Here is a 23,300-nt window from a genome sequence, read left to right as displayed (position 1 = left end):
CTGGCGCCACAGCAAAATTCCGGAGAGGTTTCCCGATGCTCAAGACCCTTGCCGCCTCGGCGCTCGCCACCGCGCTGCTTGCCGCGACGCCGCTTCTGGCGCAGGACATCCCCGATCTGCAGGGCCGCGAGGTGGTGGTTGTCACCGAGAATGCCTATCCGCCGCTGCAGTTCGTCGATCCCAAGAGCGGTGAGGCCATCGGCTGGGAATATGACGCCATGGCCGAGATCGCTGAGCGCCTGAACATCACCGTCAGCTACGAGAACATCTCGTGGGATGCGATGATCCCGGCGGTGAGCGAGGGGCAGTATGATATCGGCATGACCGGCATCACCATCCGCGAGGACCGCGCCGAGATGGTGGATTTCTCTGATGCCTACATGCGCTCGGAAATGGTCATGCTGGTGCGCGGCGACGAGGGCCGCTTCGACGACGCCGCCTCTTTCGCTGCCGATGAGGATCTGCTGATGGGCGCGCAGCCGGGGACCACGCCGTTCTACGTTGGCGTCTACGACGTGCTCGACGGCAACGAACAGACCCGGCGCATCACCCTTTTTGAGACCTTCGGCGCCAGCGTGCAGGCGCTGCGCGTGGGCGACATCGACCTTGTGCTCACCGATGGCACCGCCGGCGAAGGCTATGTGGCCTCCTCGGATGGGGCGCTGAAGATCGTTGGCGAGAAGCTTGGGACCGAGGATTTCGGCTTCATCTTCCCCAAGGGCTCAGACCTCGTAGCGCCGGTCAACGCGGCGATCGAGGCGTTGCGCGCCGACGGCACGCTGGAGGCGCTGAACCGCAAATGGTTCCTCGACTACAAGATGGGCGAATGAGCCCCGCCAGCCCAGCATGAGACAGCCCGCGAAGAAGGATTTCCCCTGGTGGCTGCTGGCCACTGGGGTCTTGGCCCTGCTGGCCTATGGCGCGGTGCTGACCAGCGAGGTGCAGGCGCAGGTGCTGCAGACCTTGCTGAAAGGCGTGCAGATCACGCTCTTCGTCACACTCGTCGGCTTCGCGCTGGCCGCGCTGATCGGCATGATCGTGGCGTTGATGTCGCTATCACGCAGTCTTGTGCTGCGGCAGATCGCGCGGTTCTACACCGAGATCCTGCGCGGCATCCCGATCCTCGTGCTGCTGCTCTATGTCGCCTTCGTGCTGGCGCCGGCGCTGGTGGCGGGCTGGAACTGGCTGGCGGCTCACATGGGGGTCGAGCCGATCCGCGTGCGGGATTTCTCGCTGCTCTGGCGGGCGATCCTTGCGCTGACGATCGGGTATTCGGCCTTCATCGCCGAGGTGTTCCGGGCCGGGTTGCTGTCGGTCGACGAGGGGCAGATCGAGGCCGCCGAGGCGCTGGGGCTGAGCCGTTTCCAAGTGTTCCGCCTGATCGTTCTACCGCAGGCGATCCGCACCATCCTGCCGCCGTTGGGGAATGATTTCATTGCCATGGTGAAGGACAGCTCGCTGGTTTCGGTGCTGGGGGTGCTGGATGTGACACAGCTGGGCAAGGTCACCGCGGCGGGCAATTTTCGCTATTTCGAGACCTATAACGTGGTCGCGCTGATTTACCTGACGCTGACCATATCCCTGTCGCTGCTTCTGCGGCGGCTCGAGGCGCGGCTGCGCGAGAGGCCCTGAGGGCGACGCGTGTTGCGGATGCCGGAGCCTCCGGCGGGGATATTTTGATCTAGACGAAGGCGAGAGCGCTGCGCCCGGCTTTCATCTTTCCGAAAATACTCCCGCCGGAGGCGTCCGGCAGGGCCATTGAAGGCGGCGGATGAAGGTCATAGCTTCGGGTCAAAAGGAGTCTGCACATGACCAACCCGTTGCTTGCCGAGTGGGACACGCCCTTCGGCCTCGCGCCGTTCGAGCGTATCTCGGACGAAGATTTTGCCCCGGCCTTCGAGCAGGCGCTGGCGGCGCATCTGGCCGAGATCGAGGCAATCGCCGACAATCCGGATGCGCCCAGTTTTGCAAATACGATCGAGGCGATGGAGGGCGCGGGCGAGGCGCTCGACAAGGTGCTGTCGGTGTTCTTCTCGGTGGCCGGCGCGGACAGCAATCCGGCGCGGCAGGCGCTGCAGCGGGAGTTTTCGCCCAAGCTCGCGGCGCATAGTTCGGCGGTTTACTCCAACGCGGCGCTATTTGGCCGGGTGCGCGACCTCTGGGAGCGGCGCGAGACGCTGGGCCTGTCGGACGAGGAGGCGCGGGTGCTGATGCTCACGCATCGCGGGTTCGTTCGTGCTGGTGCGGCGCTGACCGGCGCCGAGGCCGAGCGAATGACGCAGGTGAAGTCGCGGCTGGCGGTTCTGGGCACCGCGTTCACCCAGAACCTGCTGAAGGACGAGTCGGATTGGGTGATGCCGCTGGCCGAGGGTGATCTCGAAGGGCTGCCCGGCTTTGTCGTCGACGGTGCGCGCTCGGCAGGGGAGGCTGGCGGGCACGACGGGCCGGTGATCACCCTGTCGCGGTCGCTGATCGTGCCGTTCCTGCAGTTCTCGCCCCGGCGTGACCTGCGCGAGAAAGCATGGCGGGCGTGGACCTCGCGGGGCGAGAACGGCGGCGAGACCGACAACCGCGGTATTGCCGCCGAAGTGCTGAAGCTGCGTGAGGAGCGCGCGGCGCTGCTCGGCTATCCCGACTTCGCGTCCTACAAGCTCGAGACCGAGATGGCGGGCACGCCGGAGCGTGTGCGCGAGCTTTTGATGCAGGTCTGGACGCCTGCTCGCAGCGCGGCCATGGCCGATCAGGCGCAGATGGAGGAGATGCTGCGCGAAGACGGGATCAACGACGACTTCCGCGCGTGGGACTGGCGCTATTACGCCGAGAAGCGGCGCAAGGCTCTGCACGATCTCGATGAGGCCGAGCTGAAGCCCTACCTGCAGCTCGAGCGGATGATCGAGGCTGCGTTCACCTGTTCCAACCGGCTGTTCGGGCTGGAGTTTCGCGAGCTGGATCAGCCGCTCTACCACCCTGATTGCCGGGCATGGGAGGTCACGCGCAACGGCAAGCATCTGGCGGTGTTCATCGGCGATTACTTCGCCCGCGCGTCGAAACGGTCCGGTGCGTGGTGCTCGGCGATGCAGAGTCAGGCCAAGCGGCCGGTGCAGAAGGCGCCGATCGTGATCAACGTGTGCAACTTTGCCAAGCCGCCGAAGGGCAAGCCGGCGCTGCTGTCTTACGACGACGCGCGCACGCTGTTTCACGAGTTTGGCCACGCGCTGCACCAGATGCTGTCGGACGTGGAGTTCGGCTCGGTCTCGGGCACCTCGGTGGCGCGCGATTTCGTGGAACTGCCGAGCCAGCTTTACGAGCATTGGCTGGAGGTGCCGGAGGTGCTGGCAGAGTTTGCCACCCACGCCGACACCGGCGCGGCGATGCCCAAGGACCTGCTCGACAAAGTGTTGGCGGCGGCGACCTTCGACATGGGATTCCAGACGGTGGAATATGTGGCTTCGGCGCTGGTCGATCTGGAGTTCCATTCGGGCAAGGCGCCCGACGATCCGATGGCCAAACAGGCGCAGGTGCTGGACGGCATCGGCATGCCGAGCGCCATTCCGATGCGCCACGCGACGCCGCATTTCGCGCATGTGTTCGCCGGCGACGGCTATTCCTCGGGCTACTACAGCTACATGTGGTCCGAGGTGATGGACGCCGACGCCTTCGCCGCCTTCGAGGAAGCGGGCGGGGCCTTTGACCCCGAGACGGCCTCTAAGCTGGAAGAGTTCATCCTGTCGAAAGGTGGCTCGGTCGAAGCCGAAGACCTCTACACCGCCTTCCGCGGCCGTATGCCGGGGGTCGAGGCGCTGCTCAAGGGGCGCGGGCTGGCCGCCTAGAACGCGGCGCGGGTGAGGCTGAAGCCCTCGTCCGCCAGCAGGCTCAGAACCCCGTCGGTGCCGCCCAGATGGGCGGTGCCAAAGGCCGCCACCACCGGTGCCTCGCTTTGCTCAACCGCCTCCAGCAGCACCGGCATCCACGCGCGGTTGCGGGCGACCAGCAGTTGCGCTTCCGTCTCGTCCATCATCTCGTCGACCTTGGCCGGGGCTTCGGGCAAGGCGCGGCGCGCGATCAGCCGCGAGATCACCAGGGTATCGGCGTGCGCCTCTTCGAAATAGGCGGCGAACATGGTGGCGAACTGGTCTTCGGCGGTTTGCGTGTCGAGAATGCCGGTGCGCAGCATCTCGAGCTGATCCTCGATCGGCTCGGCGTTGAACAGGCGGAACACCGTGTCATAGGGCTCGAGCGCACGGGTCGGCACGCCTGAGGCCTCGGCCAGATCTTCGAGCCGCTTGTCGAGCCCGGTCTTGCCTTGGAGTTGCGCCATGGCGCAGGGGGGCGTGGCCAGCATCATCGACAGGTACCACGGCTGGAACTTGGCGGCGAGAATGGTCGGGATGCCGCGTGCCCGCGCCGCTTCGGCCAGCGTCTGCCATGTTTCTTCGGGCAGCAGGTCGGGCAGGCTGCTGCCCTGCAGCGTGAGCATGCCGGGGTCTGCGGCCAGCGCCGCCTGCAAATGCGTCTCGTCCGACCGGGTCATCTCGAGCAGCAGCGTGCCGGCGCCTTCGATCAGCGGCGCGAGCCGTTCTACCGGGCCGTCGAGGCGCGCGTCACCAAGGTGCATTGTGCCGATCAGATGCAGCACCTGATCGCCGCGTTCGGCGCGCCAGTGGTTGCCTTCGGGATAGGGGATCTCAGCCAGCATCCGGGTGCGTTCGGCCCGTTCCGCCGCGCTGAGGGTGCCGCGCAGATCGTGGCCTTCGCAGGCGGCCTGCAGGGCGGCGGGCGCAAGCAGAAGGAGCAGGGCGAGAAGCGGACGGAACATGCGGGGGCTACCTCACAGAGAACGCGGAACCGGGGCAGGCTAGGGCAGCTGCTTGCCAGCGGCAAGCGGCGGGGCGATGGTGGCGGCCATGTTGCGGGAAAGTGAACTCTATGCGCCGGTGAAGGCGCTTTTGGCCGGACAAGGCTACACGGTGAAGGGCGAAGTGGGCGCGGCCGACCTCGTGGCGGTGCGCGGCGAGGAAGAGCCGGTGATCGTCGAGTTGAAGCTGAAGATCTCGCTGGCTCTGTTCCATCAGGCGCTGGCGCGGATGCGGGTGTCTGATCTGGTCTATATCGCCGTGCCGAAACCCGGCGGGCGCACCGCGCGGCGGGCGCTGAAGGATAATCTGGCCCTGTGCCGGCGGTTGGGGCTGGGGTTCATCACTGTCAAGGACGGGCGGGCCGAGGTGCATTGCGATCCCGGCCCCTATGCGCCGCGCAAGAACAAGGCGGGGCAGGCCAAGCTGCTGCGCGAGTTCCGGCGCATCACCGGCGATCCCAACGACGGCGGGGCGACCCGCCATGGCATCGTCACCGGCTACCGGCAGGACGCGCTGCGCTGCGCCGCCTACCTTGTGGATGCAGGGCAAAGCCGCGGCCGGGATGTGGCGGCGGCGACCGGGGTCAAGGTGGCGACGCGGCTGATGGCCGACAATCACTACGGCTGGTTCACCCGCGTGCGCGTCGGCGTCTACGATCTGACCGACGCCGGGCGCGCGGGTCTGGTGCATTGGGCGGGCAGTTGGGAGGACGAGGCCGCGGAGTGAGCCGGGACGCCGAGCCTCAGGCTTCGGTCGGCGCGGGCTGCAGATCAGCCTGTGCCGCCGCGCGTTTCGCCTGCTTTGCCAGCACCCGCTCGCGGTAGAGCGTGTAGAGCCCCGAGGCGATGATGATGCCGCAGCCCACGAAGGTCCAGGCATCGGGCAGGTCGGCGAAGACGAGAAAGCCGTAGAGCGTGCTCCAGATGATCATCGTGTATTGCACCGGCGCCATCACCACCGCCTGACCCACGTCGAGCCCGCGGATGATCAGAAATTCGCCAAGCCCGGCGGTCGTGGCGATGACAAGGCACAGGGCCATGACGCCGAGGCTGGGCGGGGTCTGCCAGACGAAGACCAGCGGCACCGAGCACAGCAGGAAAGAGGTCAGCGAGGTGTAGGTGACCGTCGTGGCGATGCTGTCGGCGCCGCTGAGATAGCGCGACAGCAGCTGCCGGGCGGCAAAGCAGAGCGCGGCGATGAAGGCAAAGCCGATGGCCGGGTGAAACACCCCCATGCCGGGGCGGATCACCACCAGCATGCCGATGAAGCCGGTGATCACAGCGGCCCAGCGGCGCGGCCCGACCGGCTCTTTGAGCAAGAGCGCGCCGAACACGGTGACGATGAAGGGCGCGGTGAAGGTCACGGCCGTGGCATCCGCAAGGCCAACGAAGCGTAGCGACATGATGAAACAGCCGGCCGATGCCAGTGCGATCACCCCTCGCATCATCTGCAGCACCGGGTGCGGCGTGCGCAGGATAAGGCCGCCGCGCATGGCCAGCAGCACCATGACCCCGATGAACAGGCCGGACTGGCGGAACCAGATGACTTGGACCAGCGGCAGATGCTCGGTCAGCAGCTTGGCCAGCATGTCGGTCAGGCCGAAGCCGAAAAAGCCGAGCGCCATGAACAAGAAGCCCCGAGTGTTGTCATGCGGCGGTTGCTGCAGCGGGGAGGGCGCCGAAATGGGCGCGTAGGGAATAGCCATATGGGTCTCGATTCTGTGATCTCAGTCAGGTCACCACATTCGGCGAAGATTTGCCATGGCCGCTGCGCGCCACCTTGTGTGGGGCGCCCTTGGTGCACAGGTGATGGGCGCGGGCCGACATGCCCGACCGGGTGTCATCAAATTTTCTCGGACGGGAGTGTTGACTCAAAACGCGGGCCTGCCTAGCTATGCCTCGTTAGCACTCCACAAGGGTGAGTGCTAACGGCTCTCGGGTCAGACGCTGTCTGGCTATCAACGGGGGCCTACAGGGACAACCTTTGAGCTATGGAGACTCGAAGATGGCATTCAAACCGCTTCACGACCGCGTGCTGGTTCGCCGCGTAGAGAGCGACGAAAAGACCAAGGGCGGTCTGATCATCCCCGACAGCGCAAAAGAAAAGCCCGCTGAGGGCGTGATCGTTGCCTGCGGTGAAGGTGCACGCAAGGATTCCGGCGAGCTGATCTCGATGGCCGTCTCGGAAGGCGACCGCGTGCTGTTCGGCAAGTGGTCCGGCACCGAAGTGACGATCGACGGCGAAGAGCTGCTGATCATGAAGGAATCGGACATCCTCGGCATCACCGAGGCGGCCTGATCCGCTGATCGCTCCGGGCCTGCGGGCCCGATACGCCTGACCTTCAATACAGATTTAGGAGAACTCGCAGATGTCTGCAAAGGACGTGAAGTTCGATACCGACGCCCGCTCGCGCATGCTGAAGGGTGTGAACATCCTCGCCGACGCGGTTAAGGTGACCCTCGGCCCGAAAGGCCGTAACGTTGTGCTCGACAAGTCGTTCGGTGCACCGCGCATCACCAAAGACGGTGTGTCCGTGGCCAAGGAAATCGAACTGGAAGACAAGTTCGAGAACATGGGCGCGCAGATGGTGAAGGAAGTTGCTTCCCGCACCAACGACGAAGCCGGTGACGGCACCACCACCGCGACCGTTCTGGCTCAGGCCATCGTGAAAGAGGGCGTCAAAGCCGTCTCCGCTGGCATGAACCCGATGGACCTCAAGCGCGGCATCGATCTGGCAACCGCCAAGGTCGTCGAAGCGATCAAGGCAGCTGCACGCCCGGTCAACGACAGCAACGAAGTTGCTCAGGTCGGCACCATCTCGGCGAACGGCGAAGCCGAAATCGGCCGTCAGATCGCAGACGCGATGCAGAAAGTCGGCAACGAGGGTGTGATCACCGTCGAAGAGAACAAAGGCCTCGAGACCGAGACCACCGTTGTTGAAGGCATGCAGTTCGACCGCGGCTACCTGTCGCCGTACTTCGTGACCAACGCCGACAAGATGATCGCAGAGCTCGACGACTGCATGATCCTGCTGCACGAGAAAAAACTCTCGTCGCTGCAGCCGCTCGTCCCGCTGCTCGAGCAGGTGATCCAGTCGCAAAAGCCGCTGCTGATCATTGCTGAAGACGTCGAAGGCGAAGCGCTGGCGACCCTCGTGGTCAACAAGCTGCGCGGCGGCCTGAAGATCGCAGCCGTGAAAGCACCGGGCTTCGGCGACCGCCGCAAGGCCATGCTGCAGGACATCGCGATCCTGACCGGCGGCCAGGTGATCTCGGAAGACCTCGGCATGAAGCTCGAGTCGGTGACCATGGACATGCTTGGCACCGCCAAGACCGTGAACATCACCAAAGACGAGACCACCATCGTCGACGGCCACGGTGACAAGGCAGAGATCGAAGCGCGCGTCGCTCAGATCCGCACGCAGATCGAGGAAACCACCTCGGACTACGACCGCGAGAAGCTGCAGGAACGTGTTGCCAAGCTGGCAGGCGGCGTTGCCGTCATCCGCGTTGGCGGCATGACCGAAGTGGAAGTGAAAGAGCGCAAGGACCGTGTGGACGACGCTCTGAACGCGACCCGCGCAGCCGTGCAGGAAGGCATCGTCGTCGGCGGCGGTACCGCTCTGGTTCAGGGCGCCAAGTCGCTCGACGGCCTGACCGGTGCGAACTCCGACCAGAACGCCGGTATCACCATCGTGCGTAAGGCTCTGGAAGCTCCGCTGCGCCAGATCGCCGAGAACGCAGGCGTGGACGGCTCGGTCGTCGCAGGCAAAGTGCGTGAATCGGACGACCTGAAGTTCGGCTACAACGCCCAGACCGACGAATATGGCGACATGTTCTCGTTCGGCGTGATCGACCCCGCGAAGGTCGTGCGTACCGCACTGGAAGATGCAGCTTCGGTTGCTGGCCTGCTGATCACCACCGAAGCGATGGTGGCAGACAAGCCGCAAAAAGACGCACCCGCCGGTGGCGGCATGCCCGACATGGGCGGCATGGGCGGCATGGGCGGCATGATGTAATCTGCCGGTCCATATGGACGCCTGCCTTCGGGCAGCGAGCGGGGGGCTTCGGCCCCCCGTTTTGCGTTTGGGCGGGTGGATCAATGCCCGCCCAAAGCCCGCCCAGTGGCGCGCAGCTTGCCCGGCTGGGGCGGTTCGGCGCCTCTCTGCCTTCGGCGTTTTCCTTTCCGCGCCAGCGCGCTAGGCTCCGCCCGACAACCGCGCAAGGAGATCTGCGATGAAACTGCTGCAGGCCGGGCCGTCCCCCTTTGTCCGCAAGGTGCTGGTGACGCTGCACGAAACCGGCCAGTACGAGGATGTCGAGATGGTGCAGGTCACCGCCTCGCCGCTGACGCCGGACCCGGCGCTAATCGCCGCCAACCCGGTGGGCAAGATTCCCGCGCTGGTGCGCCCCGATGGGCCGACACTCTATGACAGCCGGGTGATCTGCCGGTTCCTCGATGCCCGCGCCGAGGCCGGGCTCTACCCCGAAAGCCGCGTCTGGGACACGCTGACCCTTGAGGCCACTGGCGACGGCATCATGGATGCCGCCGTGCTGATTATCTACGAAGAGCGTTTCCGTCCGCGCGAGCAGGTATCGATGGAGTGGATAGAAGGGCAGTGGAGCAAGGTGAGCCGGGCGCTCGACGCCCTGAACACGCGCTGGATGAGCCATCTCGCCGGGCGGGTGGACATGGGCCATATTTCGGTCGCCTGCGCGCTGGGGTATCTCGACTTCCGCCATGATGCGCGCAAGTGGCGGATTGGCCGCGAGGCGCTGGCCGAGTGGTACGATGCGTTCTGTCAGCGGCCCGCGATGCAGGCCACCGACCCGATGGCTGCCGAGACCTGACAGACCACACAGACGTGGCGGCGAGGCACAGGGCGCGCCGCCAAAGGGCTTGCACGCGGGCGCGCATGCGCTTAGCTGCCTGCACCCCCGAAATCCCAGCCAAGAGGGAGCCTCCCCATGCGGATGCGCGACACGTTTATCAAACCGATGCACCCAGAGGGACGCAAGTTCGTCGGTATTTTCGCCGCGATCACCGTGGTGCTGTTTCTGATCTGGGACCCGCTGGGCTGGATCGGCGTTGGCCTGACGGTCTGGTGCTACTACTTCTTTCGCGACCCCGAGCGGGTGGTGCCGCAGCGCCCCGGCCTGCTGGTCTCGCCCGCCGACGGTGTGGTCTCGCTGATCGAACCGGCGGTGCCTCCCGCCGAGCTGGGCATGCCCGACGTGCCGCTGACTCGCGTGTCGGTCTTCATGTCGGTCTTTAACTGCCACGTGAACCGCACCCCGGCGACCGGCGAGATCGTCTCTGTCGCCTACCGCCCCGGCAAGTTCCTCAACGCCTCGCTCGACAAGGCCTCGGTGGACAACGAGCGCAACGCGCTGCGCGTTCGTCTCGAGGACGGGCGCGAGATCGCCGTGGTGCAAATCGCGGGGCTTGTCGCGCGGCGTATCATGTGGTGGGTGAAGGACGGCGACCGGCTGAACCGTGGTGATCGGTTCGGCCTTATCCGCTTCGGCTCGCGTCTGGACGTCTATCTGCCCGAGGGGGTGGAGCCGCAGGTCGCCATCGGCCAGACGATGATCGCGGGCGAGAGCGTCATTGCCGACCTTGGGGAGCCGCTGAATGGATGACCAAAAGCCGACGGAGGATCCAAAGGCGCGCGCCGCCGAGAAGGTGACGGTGATCCAGCTGTTGCCGAACGTGCTGACCGTGGTGGCGATCTGCGCCGGGCTGACGGCGATCCGCTTCGGTCTGCAGGGCTCGTACGAACTGGCGGTGCAGTTGATCCTGCTGGCGGCGGTGCTCGACGGGCTGGACGGGCGCCTTGCGCGCGCACTGAAGTCCGAAAGCGGCATGGGCGCCGAGCTCGACAGCCTTGCTGATTTTCTCAACTTCGGCGTGGCGCCGGGGATGCTGCTTTATACGTGGGCGCTGGAAGACAGCCGCAACTTCGGCTGGATCGCGGTGCTGGTCTTTGCGATCTGCGCGGTTGTGCGCCTTGCGCGGTTCAACGTGATGCGCAAGTCCGAGGACAAAGACCACGACAACGCCTATTTCACCGGCGTGCCGTCGCCGGCGGGGGCGCTTCTGGCGATGCTGCCGATGTATCTCAGCTTCGGCCTTGGTGCGGGGCCGCTGTTCCCCGATCTGGTGCTGGCGGGCTGGCTGGTGCTGGCCGGGCTGGCGATGATCAGCCGGGTGCCCACGTGGTCGTTCAAGACCACCCGCATCTCGCGCCAGAACGTGAAATATGTGCTGGTGGGCGTCGCCTTTCTGGGCGCGGCGGTGCTGACCTATGCGTGGATCACCCTTGCGCTGTTCTGCGCGGCCTATCTGGTCGCGGTGGTGATCATGCTTCCGAAAAAGCGCATGCGCGGCAGCGCCAAATAAGCAAGGAGGCCGAGATGGCCACGGATGAAGAGTGGGTCTACGACGAGGCCAGCGGCGAGTGGAAACCCGCCTCCGAGGTTGCCGCGGCAGAGGTTGTCGAGGTGCGTGATGCCGCCGGCAATCTGCTCGCCGATGGTGATCAGGTGGTTCTGGTCAAGGACCTGAAGGTGAAGGGCGCGGGCCAGACGCTGAAGCAGGGCACGGTGATCCGCTCGATCCGGCTGACCGACAGCCCCGACGAGATCGACTGTCGCCATGACACGATCAAGGGGCTCGTGCTGCGCACGGAGTTCGTGAAGAAGCGCTGAGGTGCCCGCACCGGCATCAATACCCGTCAAACAAAAAGCGCTCCCCGCGGGGAGCGCTTTGTCGTTTGCAGCAGGCCGTTGGGCCGATCAGAATTTCATCGACAGGCCGACGTTCAGCGCGTTGGTCTTGATGTCGGTCTCCAGCGTGCCGCCTTCGTCGAGATCGGCCTCGTTCCACGAGTAGGTGAACTGGTATTCGCCATAGACCGACCATGTGTCGTTGATCGGATAGCTCACGCCAGCCAGCAGGCGCGCGGCGGGGCCGGTGTACTGGTATTCGAACGTGTCGTCCGAGCCGTCGGTGGTGGCGACTTCGACGTGCGGCACAGCCACACCCAGACCAGCGCCGGCGAAAGGCGTCAGCTTGCCCCACTGCTCGGGCCAGCGGCGCATGGCGTTGACCGTCAGGATGTTGATGCCGTCGGTGAATTCCAGCGTCTCGAAGCCCGCGTCATCGCGGTCGTCTTCATTGGCGTAGACTTTGGCGTGGGTGAATTCGAGCGCCCAGCCGAAGGTGTCGCTTTGCCACCACGTGCCGCGCAGACCCCAGTAGGGGGGCATCTCGAAGGATTTGCCTTCCCAGCCGATCAATTCGTCGAAATCGGCGCCGCTGCCGGGGTAGTCGCCGCTGATCCGGCTGTGCGGTGCGGTCTGCCAGCCAGTGTAGACCGAGGCTTCGAAATCTTGCGCGACAGCAGGGGCGGCAAGGCCGATGCCAAGCAGCGCGGTGGGCAGAATCAGGGCTTTCATGGCCGTGCCTCCATTTGAGGGATGAACTCTTAACTGGCTAATATCTTCCGCTGTGGCAGGGTTTCAACCGCGACACATCGGCACTCTGATCGATGTGACTGTTATGTTTGCTTTACGGACGATGGGCGGGCCGATAATACAGCCTATGGAAATGCTGCGTTCTTGCGCGGCCTTATCTGCGTGTCGGCCGGCCGCGAAACCGGCCTCTGAGGAATGGAGAAGACCCCGTGTCACAAGCAGAAGATCACGAAGGCACCAGGAGAGATTTCCTCTTCTATGCCACCGGCGGTGCCGGCGTAGTCGCCACTGGCGCGGCCGTCTGGCCGCTGGTCAACCAGATGAACCCGTCGGCGGACGTGCGCGCGTTGAGCACCATCCGAGTGGACGTGTCCGGAGTGGAGGCCGGCAGTCAGCTCACGGTGAAATGGCTTGGCAAGCCGGTGTTCATCCGGCGCCGGACCGAAACGGAAATTGAGGAAGCCCGCTCGGTCACCATGGATCAACTCGTCGACGCCGAGGCCCGGAACGAGAACATCGCCGCCGGTGCTGACGCCACTGATGAGAACCGCACCCTTGACGAGGCCGGGGAATGGCTGGTCATGATGGGCGTGTGTACGCATCTAGGCTGTGTGCCCCTTGGCAATGCCGGTGAGTATACTGCGGGCGGCGTCGGGGGCTGGTTCTGCCCTTGCCATGGCTCGCACTACGACACGGCCGGACGCATCCGCAAGGGCCCGGCGCCGCAGAACCTTCACGTTCCCGTGGCTTCCTTCGTGGAAGAAACCACGATCCTGCTGGGCTAAGGGGAGGCGCTCATGTCTGGTATTCCGCACGATCACTACGAACCGAAGACCGGCGGCGAACGCTGGGTGCACAAGCGCCTGCCGATCGTCGGTCTGCTTTACGACACCATCATGATCCCCACACCCAAGAACCTGAACTGGATGTGGATCTGGGGGATCATCCTGACCTTCTGTCTGGCGCTGCAGATCATCACCGGCATCGTGCTGGTGATGCACTACACGCCGCATGTGGACATGGCCTTCGCCTCGATCGAGCACATCATGCGCGACGTGAACGGGGGCTACATGCTGCGCTACCTGCACATGAACGGCGCGTCGCTGTTCTTTGTGGCGGTCTACGCGCACATCTTCCGCGGGCTCTACTACGGCTCATACAAATCCCCGCGTGAGATCACGTGGATCATCGGCATGCTGATCTACCTCGCGATGATGGGCACCGCCTTCATGGGCTACGTGCTGCCGTGGGGCCAGATGTCGTTCTGGGGCGCGACGGTGATCACCGGCCTGTTTGGCGCGATCCCCTTCATCGGCGAGTCGATCCAGACTTGGCTGCTGGGCGGGCCGGCGGTGGACAACGCCACGCTGAACCGCTTCTTCTCGCTGCACTACCTGCTGCCCTTCGTCATCGCGGCGCTGGTGGCGGTGCACATCTGGGCCTTCCACACCACGGGTAACAACAACCCCACCGGTGTTGAGGTTCGCCGCACCTCGAAGGCGGATGCAGAGAAGGACACCGTTCCCTTCTGGCCGTACTTCGTGATCAAGGACCTCTTTGCGCTGGCGGTGATCCTTGCGGTGTTCTTCGCCATCGTCGGTTTCATGCCCAATTACCTGGGCCACCCCGACAACTACATCGAGGCGAACCCGCTGGCGACACCGGCGCACATCGTGCCCGAATGGTACTTCCTGCCGTTCTACGCGATCCTGCGCGCCTTCACCTCGGAAGTCTGGGTCGTTCAGATCGCCTCTTTCGTCACCGGCGGCATCGTCGATGCCAAGTTCTTCGGCGTGCTGGCGATGTTCGGGGCGATCATCGCCATGGCGCTGGCACCCTGGCTCGACACCTCCTCGGTGCGCTCGGGCAAGTACCGCCCGCAGTTCAAGTGGTGGTTCTGGCTGCTGGTGATCGACTTCATCGCGCTGATGTGGCTTGGCGCCATGCCGGCTGAAGAGCCCTACGCCAGCTTCTCGCTGATCGGCGCAGCCTACTGGTTCGGCTATTTCTTCGTGATCCTGCCGCTGCTGGGGGTGATCGAAAAGCCGCTGCCGCAGCCTGCGACCATCGAAGAAGACTTCGAAGCGCATTACGGCAAGTCCTCGGACAAGGGCGCGACCGCGTCCACCCCGGCCGAGTAAGAGAAAGGACACAAGAGTCATGTTCAAGAAACTTGCCCTTTCCGCCGTCGCGGTCCTCGGCCTCGTCTCCGGCAGCGCCTTTGCTGCCGGCGAGGGTGGCCACGTGGAGGATTACGCCTTCTCGTTCGAAGGTCCGTTCGGTGCCTATGATCAGGCCCAGTTGCAACGCGGCCTGCAGATCTACACCGAGGTCTGCTCGGCCTGTCACGGTCTGCGCTATGTGCCGCTGCGCACGCTTGGTGACGAGGGCGGCCCCGGCCTGCCCGAGGATCAGGTGCGCGCCTATGCGGCGCAGAACTTCGAGGTGTTCGACGAAGAACTGGACGACTACCGCCCGGCGATCCCGACCGACCACTTCCCGGTCAATGACGCGGTCGGGGCGCCCGACCTGTCGCTGATGGCCAAGGCGCGCGCGGGCTTCCATGGCCCGTACGGCACCGGTCTGTCGCAGCTGTTCAACGGCATGGGCGGCGCCGAGTACATTGCATCGCTTCTCACCGGCTACACCGGCGAAGAGAAGGTCGAGGCCGGCACCACCTTCTACGAAAACACCGCCTTCCCGGGCGGCTGGATCGCCATGGCCCCGCCGCTGATGGGCGAGGACGTGGAGTTCGCCGACGGTCACTCGAACGAGCTGCACCACGAGGCGCAGGACGTCGCGGCCTTCCTGATGTGGACCGCCGAGCCGAAGATGATGGCGCGCAAGCAGGCGGGCTTTGCCGGGGTGCTGTTCCTGACGGTGCTGTCGGTGCTGCTGTACCTGACCAACAAGCGCATCTGGCGCCCGATCAAGCACAAGCCGGAGTGATCCGCGCCTGAGCAAAACAGAAGGCCCCGCCGTTTGGCGGGGCCTTTTGCATTGGGCGCGCGATGGATCTTTCCGGCGCGCGCGGCGCTAGTGTCCGAGATAGGCGCGCAGCGCCTCTGGTGGGGCCTCGAACAGCGCCTGCGTGTCGACGGGGGCCTGCGCGATGCCATCCGCCACCAGAACGGTCTGCTCGGCAAAACGGCGGGCATCCTGCGGGTCATGGCTGACCAGCAGCACCAGCGCGCCCAGCTCTCCGGCCACCTCCTGCACCAGATCCAACATCTGCACCTTCAGCGCCGGTCCCAGCGCGGCGAATGGCTCGTCCAGCGCAAGGATCGGGCGTGCCTGCAACAGCACCCGTGCCAGCGCCGCGCGACTCTGCTGTCCGCCCGAGAGCGCGCCGGGTTTGCGGGCTGACATGCCACCGAGGCCCACGCGCTCCAGCGCCTGCTCGACCCTGTGCGTGTCGTCCGCTGTCAGTCGCCCGCCACCGGGGCGCAGCGCCAGCCCGAGGTTCCGCGCGAGGTTGAGGTGCGGGAAGAGGTTGTTCTCTTGAAACAGCATCGCCACAGGGCGCTTGTCCGGCGGGATGGCGGTGATGTCGCGCCCCTGCCAGAGCAGGCGGCCCGTCTTGGGGGCAAGGAACCCGGCGATCAGGTCCAGCAGCGTCGACTTGCCCGCGCCCGACGGCCCGATGACGGCGACGCGTCGACCCGGCGCCAGCGACAGATCCGCCGAAAGGCTGAAGTCGCCTTCGGTGTAGCGCAGGCCTTCAAGCGTCAGCATTGGCACGGCCCCCCCGGTCGCAGAGCCAGAAGGCCCCAAAGCTGAACAGCAGTAGCAGCAGCGCCGCCCCGGCAGCGGCGTCCATCTGGTACGACCCCATCAGCCGGTAGACCTGCAGCGGCAGGGTTGCCCGCTCTGGGTCGGCAAAGAGCGCGATGACTCCCAGATCGCCGATCGACAGCGCGGCGGTCAGCCCGGCGGCAAACCCGATTGGGCGGCGCAGGCGCGGCAGCAGGATGAGCCGGACCCATGCGAGCGGGGTCAGCCCCAGCGCCTGCGCCAGCCGCGCGTAATCGGCGCGCACCGCCTCGGCCTCGGGGCGCAGGATGCGCAGGGCAAAGGGCAGGGCGACCAGCGCGTTGACCAAAGTGGTCACCGGCAGCGCCAGTGACAGCGGATTGGCAAAGGGCCGGACGATCAGGAAAAGCCCGGTGCCCAGCACGAGGGGCGAGACGGCGATGCCCGCCAGCCCCATCCATTCGCCCCAGCGGGTGGACAGCGGCAGCGCCCACGCGAGGCACAGCAGCGTCGAGGCCAGCGCCACGGTCAGTGAGTTCCACGCCGCCTCCCAAGACCCCGTGCCAAGCTGCGTCAGGCCGGGCAGCCCGCGGGCGACGACCATGCCGAGCGGGGTCAGCAGGAAAAGCGCGGCCACGACGATCCACGCGGCGTCTGCGGCGCGGTGCAGGCCCTTGCGCCCGTCCCAGCGCGTCACCATGCGGTCGAGCCCCGCGCCAAAGCCGCCGCCCAAGCCGAGGCGCAGCGCCAGCAGCCCGGCGGCCAGCGCGAGGCCAAGCTGGATCACCGACAGCAGCGCCGCACGCCCGAGGTCGAAATCGAAGCGCACCGCCTGATAGATCGCCAGTTCGACGGTCGTGGCGCGCGGCCCGCCGCCCAGCGTCAGAGCCACGGCGAAGCTCGACAGGCATATGACGAAGATCACCGCAAAGGCTCCGGGCGCGATGCGCAGCAGCATCGGCGCTTCCAGCGTGCGGAATATCCCCCAAGGTGACAGCCCCAGCGAAGCGGCAAGGCGGAAGCGCTCGGCGGGGGTCGCCAGCCAGCCCTGCAGCAGCAGTCGCACCGCCAGTGGCAGGTTGAAGAACACATGGGCCAGCACCACGCCGTGCAGCCCGTAGATGCTGAAGCCCGGCAGGCCGAGGGCGCGTAGTGCGCCGTTGACCATGCCGTTCTGGCCGAAGACCGCGATCAGCCCCAGCACCGCCACGATGGTCGGCAGGATGAAGGGCGCGCCCAAGAGCGAGATCAACAGCCCGCGTCCCGGGAAGCTCCGGCGCGCCAACGCGCGCGCGACGGGGATCGCCAGCGCCAGAGAAAAGACTGCCGAGAGCAGCGCCTGCCAGAGCGTAAACCGTAGTGCCTGCCAGTCGCCGGGGCCGAGCGTGCCCCAGCCACCGGCGCGCGAGAGCACCGCCGCCACCGGGCCGAGCACCAGTGCCAGCACCAGCCCGGCCGCGAGGAGCGCGGCGCTTATTGCGAGAGGCCGCGGCGCCATGCCTCGATAGCCTCGTCGCGCAGCGCGGCGGCCTCATCTTCGGAGTAGAACAGCACCTTGGTCGGCAGTTCGAGCTCCTTGAACCCCTCGGGCCATTCATCGTGCGGCAGCGCCGCAGGGAAGGACCAGTTGCCCGTGGCGATCATCTGCTGGAACTCGGGCGTCAAGATGAACTCCATGAACGCCTGCGCCAGTTCCGGCTGATCGGTGCTGGCGACCTTCGCGGCCAGCTCGACCATGAAGTAGTTCCCCTCGGGGAAAATCAGCGCCTTCTTGCTGCGGTCGTCCTCGGCGATGATGTGATAGGCAGGCGAAGTGGTATAGCTCAGCACCATGTCGGCCTCGCCATCGGTGAACAGCCCGTAGCTTTCGGACCAGCCCTTGGTGACGGTGAGAATCTTCGGTGCCAATTTACGCCATGCGTCCTCGGCCTCGTCGCCGAACACCGCGTGGATCCAGAGCGCCATGGCCAGACCGGAGATCGAGCTGCGCGGGTCCTGAATGACGATCTTCAGATCGTCTGGCGCCTCAAGCAACGCCTCGAAGCTTTGCGGCGGTTCGGGCAGGCGCGTGGTGTCGTAGATGAAGGCCGTCTCGCCGTAGTTGTAGGGAAGGAAGGTGTCGTCGGTCCATTCGATCGGCAAGGTGAGGGGCGAGAGGTCCACATTGTGCGGCGCGAAGAGGCCGCTTTCGCGGGCCTGCTTGGTCACGTCGGTGTTGAGACCAAAGACCACGTCGGCCTCGGTCCGTTCGCCCTCGAGCAACAGCCGTGGCAGCAGATCGCCGGGCTTGAACTGCAGGTCGCAATCGCAGCGCGCCTCGAACATCTCTTCGATCTTCGGGCCAGGGCCCCATTCCGAGACGACGTAATCGCCCGCGTAGACGGTCAGAACGTTCTCCTGCGCCAGCGCCGTGCTGGCAAAGAGACATCCCGCTGCAAAACTGATGGCCTTCATGGCATCCTCCAAATTTGCGGCGAGAGGGCAAGATGGGCCGGGGCGCGTGGGCCTTGGGCCATGACCTTCCCTCCGCCGGTGTTAACCGGGTCAGGTTCAACGGGTTCGCAGTGGCATCTCAGCCGGCGTGGATCGCGCGGCACCCCGAGGTAGCGCAAGACCTAGCGGCGGGCGGGGCGGCTGACAAGATGAATTCCTCGCCGCGGCGCGTCACGACAATTCCCTTGAGACAAGGGCCGTGCTGGCCTAACAGGCTGGGCGAGCAGAGAGCGCGGCGCGACACAGGAGACAAGCCCATGAGCCTCAATACCTTCGGCCATCTCTTTCGTGTGACGACCTGGGGCGAAAGCCACGGGCCGGCGCTTGGTGCCACGGTGGATGGCTGCCCGCCGGGGGTGCCGATCGACGAGGCGGCGCTGCAGCGTTGGCTCGACCTGCGCAAGCCGGGGCAGAACAAATACACCACGCAGCGGCGCGAGCCCGACGCGGTGAAGATCCTGTCGGGAGTGTTCGAGGGGCAGACCACGGGCACGCCGGTGCAGCTGATGATCGAGAACACCGACCAGCGATCGAAGGATTATTCCGAGATCGCGGCCAAGTTCCGGCCCGGCCATGCCGACATCACCTACTACCAGAAGTACGGCATCCGCGACTATCGTGGCGGCGGTCGCTCCTCGGCGCGGGAGACGGCGGCGCGGGTCGCCGCCGGCGGGCTGGCGCGGGCGGCGCTGGCAGAGTTGGCGCCCGGACTATCGATCACCGGCTTCATGGTGCAAATGGGGCCGCAGGGCATCGACCGTGACCGCTTTGACTGGGATGAGATCGCGCGCAACCCGTTCTGGTGCCCCGATGCGGAGGCTGCCGAGGGCTGGGCCGACTATCTGGACGGGCTGCGTAAGTCCGGGGACAGCGTCGGTGCGGTGATCGAGGTGGTGGCGCGCGGCGTGCCGGCAGGGCTGGGCGCGCCGATCTACGGTAAGCTCGACACCGACCTCGCTGCGGCGATGATGTCGATCAACGCGGTGAAGGGCGTGGAAATCGGCGAGGGTATGGCGGCGGCGGCGCTGACCGGCTCGGCCAATGCCGATGAGATCACCATGGGGCCGGACGGTCCGGTGTATAGCTCGAACCACGCGGGTGGTGTGCTGGGCGGAATTTCCACCGGGCAGGACGTGGTGGTGCGTTTCGCGGTGAAGCCGACCTCTTCGATCCTGACGCCGCGCAAGACGCTGACGGTGGACGGTGACGAAACCGATATCGTCACCAAGGGGCGTCACGATCCCTGCGTGGGAATTCGGGCGGTGCCGGTGGGTGAGGCGATGATGGCTTGTGTTATTCTCGACCACCTGTTGCTGCATCGCGGCCAGGTCGGGGCAAATCGCGGGCAGATCGGCTGATCGCGAGCGCCTTGGCTTTGCGGTTTCGGGTCAGCGTTAGCTGGCCCGCGCTTGTTTTTGGGAAGCGCTAGAATTCTTCCCAGCTTACGTCGCTGCCAGCGGCGGCCCGTTGTGGCGCGGGCAGCGCAGGCGGCTCCGAAGGCGGTGCCGGCTCGAAGTCTTCGATGGGCGCCGCCAGTGGCGTGACCTCCTTAGCGGTTGCCTCCTGTTCTCCCATGAAGCGGCCAAGCTGTGAAGAAAGCCGCTCGGCTTCGCTGCTGAGTTGGTCGCTGGCCGTGCTGGTCTCGCCAACCATCGCCGCGTTTTGCTGGGTGACCTTGTCCAGTTCGGCCACACCCACGTTGATCTCTTGTAGGCCCGCTGCCTGTTCCTTGGCCGCCGTGGCGATTTCGGCAACGAGGTCGGACACCTCGCTGACGTTGCGCACGATATCGGAAAGCGCGGTGCCGGTCTGTTCCACAAGCTGGCCGCCGTCCTTCACCTGCTGTGAGCTGTTGGACACCAGCGCCTTGATCTCGCGCGCCGATTCGGAGGCACGCTGCGCCAGTGAGCGCACCTCGGAGGCGACCACCGAGAACCCCTTGCCCGACTCGCCAGCGCGAGCGGCCTCGACCCCGGCGTTGAGGGCGAGCAGATTGGTCTGGAAGGCAATGTCGTCGATCACGCCGATAATCTGGGTGATCTGGTCGGAGGACGCTGCGATCGAGCCCATAGCGGTCAGTGCCTTTTCCATGACAGCGCCGCCTTCCTCGGCGCGGCGGCGCCCCTCACCGACGCGGCGGTCGGCGTCTTCGGCGCGGTCAGCGGCGGCCCGGACGCTGGAGGATAGCTGCTCGAGCGCGGCGGCGGATTCCTCGAGCGTTGCCGCCTGAACCTCGGACCTCCGGGACATCTCGCGCGACATGGAGGATAGCTCTTGCGAATTGCGCTGCACCGTATCGGTGGAGGTGCGCAGAGAGCTCACCAGCCTACTGATCCCCTGCGCCAGCGCGTTGAAATTATCGCACAGGCGCACGGCGCTGTCGCCAAGGGTGCGCCAGTCGTCTGCATCCAGCCTGTGGTCCGTTTCGCCGCGGGTCAGCCCGCTCATTGCGTTGCCAAGGGCGGTGAACAGCGACAGCCGGCGGTCATTGGCGGCGCGCTCCTCCTCGGCGGTGTCTTCCGCCTGACGCAGACGATCGCGGAGTGCTTCGAGATTTCTGGCGATCGAGCCAGCCTCGTCGCCACGTTCAAGACCGGCGATCTCGGTTTCGTAGTCTTGCCGGGCGATGCGCTCGACCGCGCTGGCGGCGGTCTGGAATGGGCGGGCGAGGAGCTTTCCGAACACCACGACGCAGATCAGAGAAAGGGTGACCGCAATGCCGTTCGCGCCGATGAGCATCAGGAAACCGGTGTCCATCGCGGTGCGCGCCATATTGTCGGCCCGCTCGGCCTGTGATCGCAACTCGTCTCGCATCGCTTGCACCTCTTCCCGGGCCTCGTCGAGCGCAGGCAAGAGCACTTTGCTGATGTGGGCATCCCGTTCGAAGATGGTGAGTCCGGGGATTGTCAGCGTGTCGATCTGTGGCACCAAAGACTGCGCATTGGTTGCGACTTCCTGCAGCCGGGTCAGCATTTCCGGGCGGGCGGCTTCTGGCGCTTTTGGGGCGAGGAAGGCAGAGCTGGCATCGTCGATCAGGGTCTGAAGTGACAGAAGATCGGCGCGCAGGTCGTTCAGCGGTTCGCTACCGCTGTGCTCGAAGTGCAAAATCGCGGTGCCCGCATGATCTATCCGCCCCTGCGCCGCCATCAGGACGGATGTCTGCTGCCTAAGGTCATTGCCGAATTCGAGACTGTCCGACATGCGGGCCTGAATAAGCCAAGAAGCAACGGCCACCCCCAGCGTCAGGAGCATGAAGGCCGATCCGAGGATCAGCAATTGTACACGGATGGAAAACCTGCTCATCACCCATTCCTGTTTGGATATGGCGCGGGGCGCCGGACAGGTCTTCGCTATCAGCGGCAGGTAAACAAACCCTTCGGGATAGATAGGATTGATGCGACTTCCCTCCGTCCGCGAGGGCGGCAGAATGAAAAATGCCCCGCCGCGCAGAGGCGCAGGCGGGGCCAGGTCGTGCCTGCCGAAGCAGGCACCGGCGGTCGTCAAACCTTTATGGTATATCGAGGACTCAGTTCGGGCGGTCAGCCATCTCGGCGCGGATCTGCTGGCGCAACACGTCGATCGGCACCAGTTTTCCCTCGCGTTTGAAATGCCAGTAGGTCCAGCCGTTGCACGACGGCGCACCTTCCAGCTGGGCGCCGACCTGATGGATCGAGCCCTTCACTGCGTCGCCCACCAGCGTGCCGTCGGCGCGGACCTTGGCGCTCTTGCCGGAGGGGGACACCAGTGTCTCACCGGGGCTGAGCATGCCGCGTTCGACCACTTGCCCGAAGGGCACGCGCGGCTCGGCGCGCTTGGCTTTGGTCACTTCCAGAGACGCGCCGTCGAAGGTGCGGATGGCATCAATGCGCTGCTGCGCGATCTCGCGGTAGCTTTCCTCACGCTCGATGCCGATGAAATCACGGCCCAGCATCTTGGCGACGGCGCCGGTGGTGCCGGTGCCGAAGAACGGGTCAAGCACCACGTCGCCGGGGTTGGTGGAGCCGACCAGAACGCGGTGCAGCAGCGAAGCAGGTTTCTGCGTCGGATGCGCCTTCTCGCCGTTGGCGTCCTTGAGCCGTTCGCCGCCGTTGCAAATCGGCAGAACCCAGTCGGAGCGCATCTGCACGCCTTCGTTCAGCGCCTTCAGCGCCTCGTAATTGAAGGTGTATTTCGCGCCTTCGCTTTTCGAGGCCCAGATCATCGTCTCATGGGCGTTGGTCAGGCGCTTGCCGCGGAAGTTCGGCATCGGGTTGGATTTGCGCCACACGACGTCGTTGAGGATCCAGTAGCCCTCGTCCTGCAGCGCGGCGCCAACACGGAAGATGTTGTGGTAGGAGCCGATCACCCACAGCGCGCCATTGGGCTTGAGAAGGCGCTTGGCAGCCTTCAGCCAAGCGCGGGTGAACCGGTCGTAGACGGCAAAACTGTCGAATTGGTCCCAGTGATCGTCGACCGCGTCGACCCGCGAGTTGTCGGGGCGGTGAAGATCACCCCTCAGCTGCAGGTTGTACGGCGGATCGGCGAAGATGAGGTCGACCGACGCCTCCGGCAGGGCGTTCATCTGCTCGATGCAGTCGCCGGAAAGAATCGTGTTGAGTGGGAGCGCCGTGGCGCCCTTTGTCTTGGTCATCGCTGTCATTCTCTGCCTCTGCCCCGGCGCATTTTTGCGCTCTGTGGATTGGGGATAAAATGCGGGAACGACGAATCGGGGTCAATTTGT

Annotated in this window: 22 protein-coding genes and 1 riboswitch; of the genes, 14 read left to right on the top strand and 8 right to left on the bottom strand. The window is 65.4% G+C overall.

What is annotated here, in order from left to right:
- The first annotated feature begins 35 nt into the window (after positions 1-35).
- From ACXAJT_RS05270 to ACXAJT_RS05260, 3 genes are all read left to right on the top strand, one after another.
- Positions 36-830 (top strand): transporter substrate-binding domain-containing protein, encoded by a 795-nt coding sequence (locus ACXAJT_RS05270; RefSeq protein WP_475233526.1) that lies wholly within the window; start codon positions 36-38, stop codon positions 828-830.
- Between the two features lie 16 nt (positions 831-846).
- Positions 847-1,632 (top strand): amino acid ABC transporter permease, encoded by a 786-nt coding sequence (locus ACXAJT_RS05265; RefSeq protein ID WP_475233524.1) that lies wholly within the window; start codon positions 847-849, stop codon positions 1,630-1,632.
- 176 nt (positions 1,633-1,808) lie between these two features.
- On the top strand, positions 1,809-3,830 hold the full coding sequence (locus ACXAJT_RS05260; protein ID WP_475233520.1) for a M3 family metallopeptidase: 2,022 nt from the start codon (positions 1,809-1,811) through the stop codon (positions 3,828-3,830).
- Here the strand turns inward: ACXAJT_RS05260 and ACXAJT_RS05255 are convergent.
- Positions 3,827-4,816, bottom strand: coding sequence for a TraB/GumN family protein (locus tag ACXAJT_RS05255; protein ID WP_475233518.1), 990 nt, complete (start codon positions 4,814-4,816; stop codon positions 3,827-3,829). The genes ACXAJT_RS05260 and ACXAJT_RS05255 overlap by 4 nt on opposite strands.
- An 88-nt stretch (positions 4,817-4,904) precedes the next feature.
- Between ACXAJT_RS05255 and ACXAJT_RS05250 the strand changes: the two genes are divergently transcribed.
- A complete protein-coding gene (locus tag ACXAJT_RS05250; protein ID WP_475233516.1) occupies positions 4,905-5,582 on the top strand; it encodes a DUF2161 domain-containing phosphodiesterase in 678 nt (225 codons plus the stop codon).
- 16 nt (positions 5,583-5,598) lie between these two features.
- Here ACXAJT_RS05250 and ACXAJT_RS05245 read toward each other — a convergent pair whose 3' ends face one another.
- Entirely contained in the window at positions 5,599-6,561 is a 963-nt protein-coding gene (locus ACXAJT_RS05245) for a DMT family transporter (RefSeq protein WP_475233514.1), read from the bottom strand.
- A 299-nt stretch (positions 6,562-6,860) separates the two neighbouring features.
- On the opposite strand from ACXAJT_RS05245, the gene ACXAJT_RS05240 reads away from it, so the two are divergent.
- From ACXAJT_RS05240 to ACXAJT_RS05215, 6 genes are all read left to right on the top strand, one after another.
- Positions 6,861-7,154 (top strand): co-chaperone GroES, encoded by a 294-nt coding sequence (locus ACXAJT_RS05240; RefSeq protein WP_475233512.1) that lies wholly within the window; start codon positions 6,861-6,863, stop codon positions 7,152-7,154.
- A 70-nt stretch (positions 7,155-7,224) separates the two neighbouring features.
- On the top strand, positions 7,225-8,874 hold the full coding sequence (gene groL, locus ACXAJT_RS05235) for a chaperonin GroEL (RefSeq protein WP_475233511.1): 1,650 nt from the start codon (positions 7,225-7,227) through the stop codon (positions 8,872-8,874).
- A 217-nt stretch (positions 8,875-9,091) separates the two neighbouring features.
- On the top strand, positions 9,092-9,706 hold the full coding sequence (locus ACXAJT_RS05230) for a glutathione S-transferase (RefSeq protein WP_475233508.1): 615 nt from the start codon (positions 9,092-9,094) through the stop codon (positions 9,704-9,706).
- Positions 9,707-9,823: 117 nt separating this feature from the next.
- Positions 9,824-10,498, top strand: a complete 675-nt coding sequence (locus ACXAJT_RS05225) for a phosphatidylserine decarboxylase (protein ID WP_475233506.1) — start codon at positions 9,824-9,826, stop codon at positions 10,496-10,498.
- Positions 10,491-11,258, top strand: coding sequence for a CDP-diacylglycerol--serine O-phosphatidyltransferase (gene pssA / locus ACXAJT_RS05220; protein WP_475233505.1), 768 nt, complete (start codon positions 10,491-10,493; stop codon positions 11,256-11,258). The genes ACXAJT_RS05225 and pssA overlap by 8 nt, the downstream gene beginning before the upstream one ends.
- 14 nt (positions 11,259-11,272) lie before the next feature.
- A complete protein-coding gene (locus ACXAJT_RS05215) occupies positions 11,273-11,566 on the top strand; it encodes an alkylphosphonate utilization protein (protein ID WP_475233503.1) in 294 nt (97 codons plus the stop codon).
- A gap of 87 nt (positions 11,567-11,653) precedes the next feature.
- Here ACXAJT_RS05215 and ACXAJT_RS05210 read toward each other — a convergent pair whose 3' ends face one another.
- Positions 11,654-12,316, bottom strand: a complete 663-nt coding sequence (locus tag ACXAJT_RS05210) for an outer membrane protein (protein ID WP_475233500.1) — start codon at positions 12,314-12,316, stop codon at positions 11,654-11,656.
- Between the two features lie 227 nt (positions 12,317-12,543).
- Here ACXAJT_RS05210 and petA point away from each other — a divergent pair, with 227 nt between their 5' ends.
- Genes petA through ACXAJT_RS05195 form a run of 3 tightly spaced genes read left to right on the top strand, consistent with a single transcriptional unit; the run spans position 12,544 to position 15,283 of the window.
- Complete coding sequence (gene petA, locus ACXAJT_RS05205) at positions 12,544-13,119, top strand: ubiquinol-cytochrome c reductase iron-sulfur subunit (RefSeq protein WP_475233498.1); 576 nt, start codon at positions 12,544-12,546, stop codon at positions 13,117-13,119.
- 12 nt (positions 13,120-13,131) lie between these two features.
- A complete protein-coding gene (petB, locus tag ACXAJT_RS05200) occupies positions 13,132-14,475 on the top strand; it encodes a cytochrome b (protein ID WP_475233496.1) in 1,344 nt (447 codons plus the stop codon).
- A 19-nt stretch (positions 14,476-14,494) separates the two neighbouring features.
- Positions 14,495-15,283: a cytochrome c1 gene (locus tag ACXAJT_RS05195; RefSeq protein WP_475233494.1), complete on the top strand. Its 789-nt coding sequence runs from the start codon at positions 14,495-14,497 to the stop codon at positions 15,281-15,283.
- Positions 15,284-15,370: 87 nt separating this feature from the next.
- Here the strand turns inward: ACXAJT_RS05195 and ACXAJT_RS05190 are convergent, their stop codons facing one another.
- The 3 genes from ACXAJT_RS05190 to thiB are packed head-to-tail and all read right to left on the bottom strand — an operon-like array spanning position 15,371 to position 18,541.
- Positions 15,371-16,069, bottom strand: coding sequence for a thiamine ABC transporter ATP-binding protein (locus ACXAJT_RS05190; protein WP_475233492.1), 699 nt, complete (start codon positions 16,067-16,069; stop codon positions 15,371-15,373).
- Positions 16,056-17,585: a thiamine/thiamine pyrophosphate ABC transporter permease ThiP gene (locus tag ACXAJT_RS05185; protein ID WP_475233490.1), complete on the bottom strand. Its 1,530-nt coding sequence runs from the start codon at positions 17,583-17,585 to the stop codon at positions 16,056-16,058. Before ACXAJT_RS05185 ends, ACXAJT_RS05190 begins: the two co-directional genes overlap by 14 nt.
- Positions 17,561-18,541, bottom strand: coding sequence for a thiamine ABC transporter substrate binding subunit (thiB, locus tag ACXAJT_RS05180; RefSeq protein ID WP_475233489.1), 981 nt, complete (start codon positions 18,539-18,541; stop codon positions 17,561-17,563). The genes ACXAJT_RS05185 and thiB overlap by 25 nt, the downstream gene beginning before the upstream one ends.
- 50 nt (positions 18,542-18,591) lie before the next feature.
- A riboswitch (TPP riboswitch) is annotated at positions 18,592-18,698 on the bottom strand.
- A 139-nt stretch (positions 18,699-18,837) separates the two neighbouring features.
- Between thiB and aroC the strand changes: the two genes are divergently transcribed.
- Entirely contained in the window at positions 18,838-19,938 is a 1,101-nt protein-coding gene (aroC, locus tag ACXAJT_RS05175) for a chorismate synthase (protein WP_475233486.1), read from the top strand.
- A gap of 67 nt (positions 19,939-20,005) precedes the next feature.
- Here aroC and ACXAJT_RS05170 read toward each other — a convergent pair whose 3' ends face one another.
- Together ACXAJT_RS05170 and ACXAJT_RS05165 are read right to left on the bottom strand one after the other, a co-directional pair.
- Positions 20,006-21,883, bottom strand: a complete 1,878-nt coding sequence (locus ACXAJT_RS05170) for a methyl-accepting chemotaxis protein (protein WP_475233484.1) — start codon at positions 21,881-21,883, stop codon at positions 20,006-20,008.
- A gap of 223 nt (positions 21,884-22,106) precedes the next feature.
- Positions 22,107-23,219 carry a DNA methyltransferase gene (locus ACXAJT_RS05165; RefSeq protein WP_475233482.1) on the bottom strand — a complete coding sequence of 371 codons (1,113 nt, stop codon included), beginning with the start codon at positions 23,217-23,219 and terminating at the stop codon, positions 22,107-22,109.
- Between the last annotated feature and the right edge of the window lie 81 nt (positions 23,220-23,300).

It is taken from the genome of Salipiger sp. ABF4_146 (genome assembly GCF_056161345.1).
The sequence above is the reverse complement of the archived record's forward strand: the minus strand, read 5'-3'. Positions and strand labels throughout refer to the sequence as shown.

Excerpts from the sequence above, each read along its gene's own strand:
- ACXAJT_RS05270 (WP_475233526.1), top strand. The coding sequence starts at position 36 with ATGCTCAAGACCCTTGCCGCCTCGGCGCTCGCCACCGCGCTGCTTGCC.
- ACXAJT_RS05265 (WP_475233524.1), top strand. The coding sequence starts at position 847 with ATGAGACAGCCCGCGAAGAAGGATTTCCCCTGGTGGCTGCTGGCCACT.
- ACXAJT_RS05260 (WP_475233520.1), top strand. The coding sequence starts at position 1,809 with ATGACCAACCCGTTGCTTGCCGAGTGGGACACGCCCTTCGGCCTCGCG.
- ACXAJT_RS05255 (WP_475233518.1), bottom strand. The coding sequence starts at position 4,816 with ATGTTCCGTCCGCTTCTCGCCCTGCTCCTTCTGCTTGCGCCCGCCGCC.
- ACXAJT_RS05250 (WP_475233516.1), top strand. The coding sequence starts at position 4,905 with ATGTTGCGGGAAAGTGAACTCTATGCGCCGGTGAAGGCGCTTTTGGCC.
- ACXAJT_RS05245 (WP_475233514.1), bottom strand. The coding sequence starts at position 6,561 with ATGGCTATTCCCTACGCGCCCATTTCGGCGCCCTCCCCGCTGCAGCAA.
- ACXAJT_RS05240 (WP_475233512.1), top strand. The coding sequence starts at position 6,861 with ATGGCATTCAAACCGCTTCACGACCGCGTGCTGGTTCGCCGCGTAGAG.
- groL (WP_475233511.1), top strand. The coding sequence starts at position 7,225 with ATGTCTGCAAAGGACGTGAAGTTCGATACCGACGCCCGCTCGCGCATG.
- ACXAJT_RS05230 (WP_475233508.1), top strand. The coding sequence starts at position 9,092 with ATGAAACTGCTGCAGGCCGGGCCGTCCCCCTTTGTCCGCAAGGTGCTG.
- ACXAJT_RS05225 (WP_475233506.1), top strand. The coding sequence starts at position 9,824 with ATGCGGATGCGCGACACGTTTATCAAACCGATGCACCCAGAGGGACGC.
- pssA (WP_475233505.1), top strand. The coding sequence starts at position 10,491 with ATGGATGACCAAAAGCCGACGGAGGATCCAAAGGCGCGCGCCGCCGAG.
- ACXAJT_RS05215 (WP_475233503.1), top strand. The coding sequence starts at position 11,273 with ATGGCCACGGATGAAGAGTGGGTCTACGACGAGGCCAGCGGCGAGTGG.
- ACXAJT_RS05210 (WP_475233500.1), bottom strand. The coding sequence starts at position 12,316 with ATGAAAGCCCTGATTCTGCCCACCGCGCTGCTTGGCATCGGCCTTGCC.
- petB (WP_475233496.1), top strand. The coding sequence starts at position 13,132 with ATGTCTGGTATTCCGCACGATCACTACGAACCGAAGACCGGCGGCGAA.
- ACXAJT_RS05195 (WP_475233494.1), top strand. The coding sequence starts at position 14,495 with ATGTTCAAGAAACTTGCCCTTTCCGCCGTCGCGGTCCTCGGCCTCGTC.
- ACXAJT_RS05190 (WP_475233492.1), bottom strand. The coding sequence starts at position 16,069 with ATGCTGACGCTTGAAGGCCTGCGCTACACCGAAGGCGACTTCAGCCTT.
- ACXAJT_RS05185 (WP_475233490.1), bottom strand. The coding sequence starts at position 17,585 with ATGGCGCCGCGGCCTCTCGCAATAAGCGCCGCGCTCCTCGCGGCCGGG.
- thiB (WP_475233489.1), bottom strand. The coding sequence starts at position 18,541 with ATGAAGGCCATCAGTTTTGCAGCGGGATGTCTCTTTGCCAGCACGGCG.
- aroC (WP_475233486.1), top strand. The coding sequence starts at position 18,838 with ATGAGCCTCAATACCTTCGGCCATCTCTTTCGTGTGACGACCTGGGGC.
- ACXAJT_RS05170 (WP_475233484.1), bottom strand. The coding sequence starts at position 21,883 with ATGAGCAGGTTTTCCATCCGTGTACAATTGCTGATCCTCGGATCGGCC.
- ACXAJT_RS05165 (WP_475233482.1), bottom strand. The coding sequence starts at position 23,219 with ATGACAGCGATGACCAAGACAAAGGGCGCCACGGCGCTCCCACTCAAC.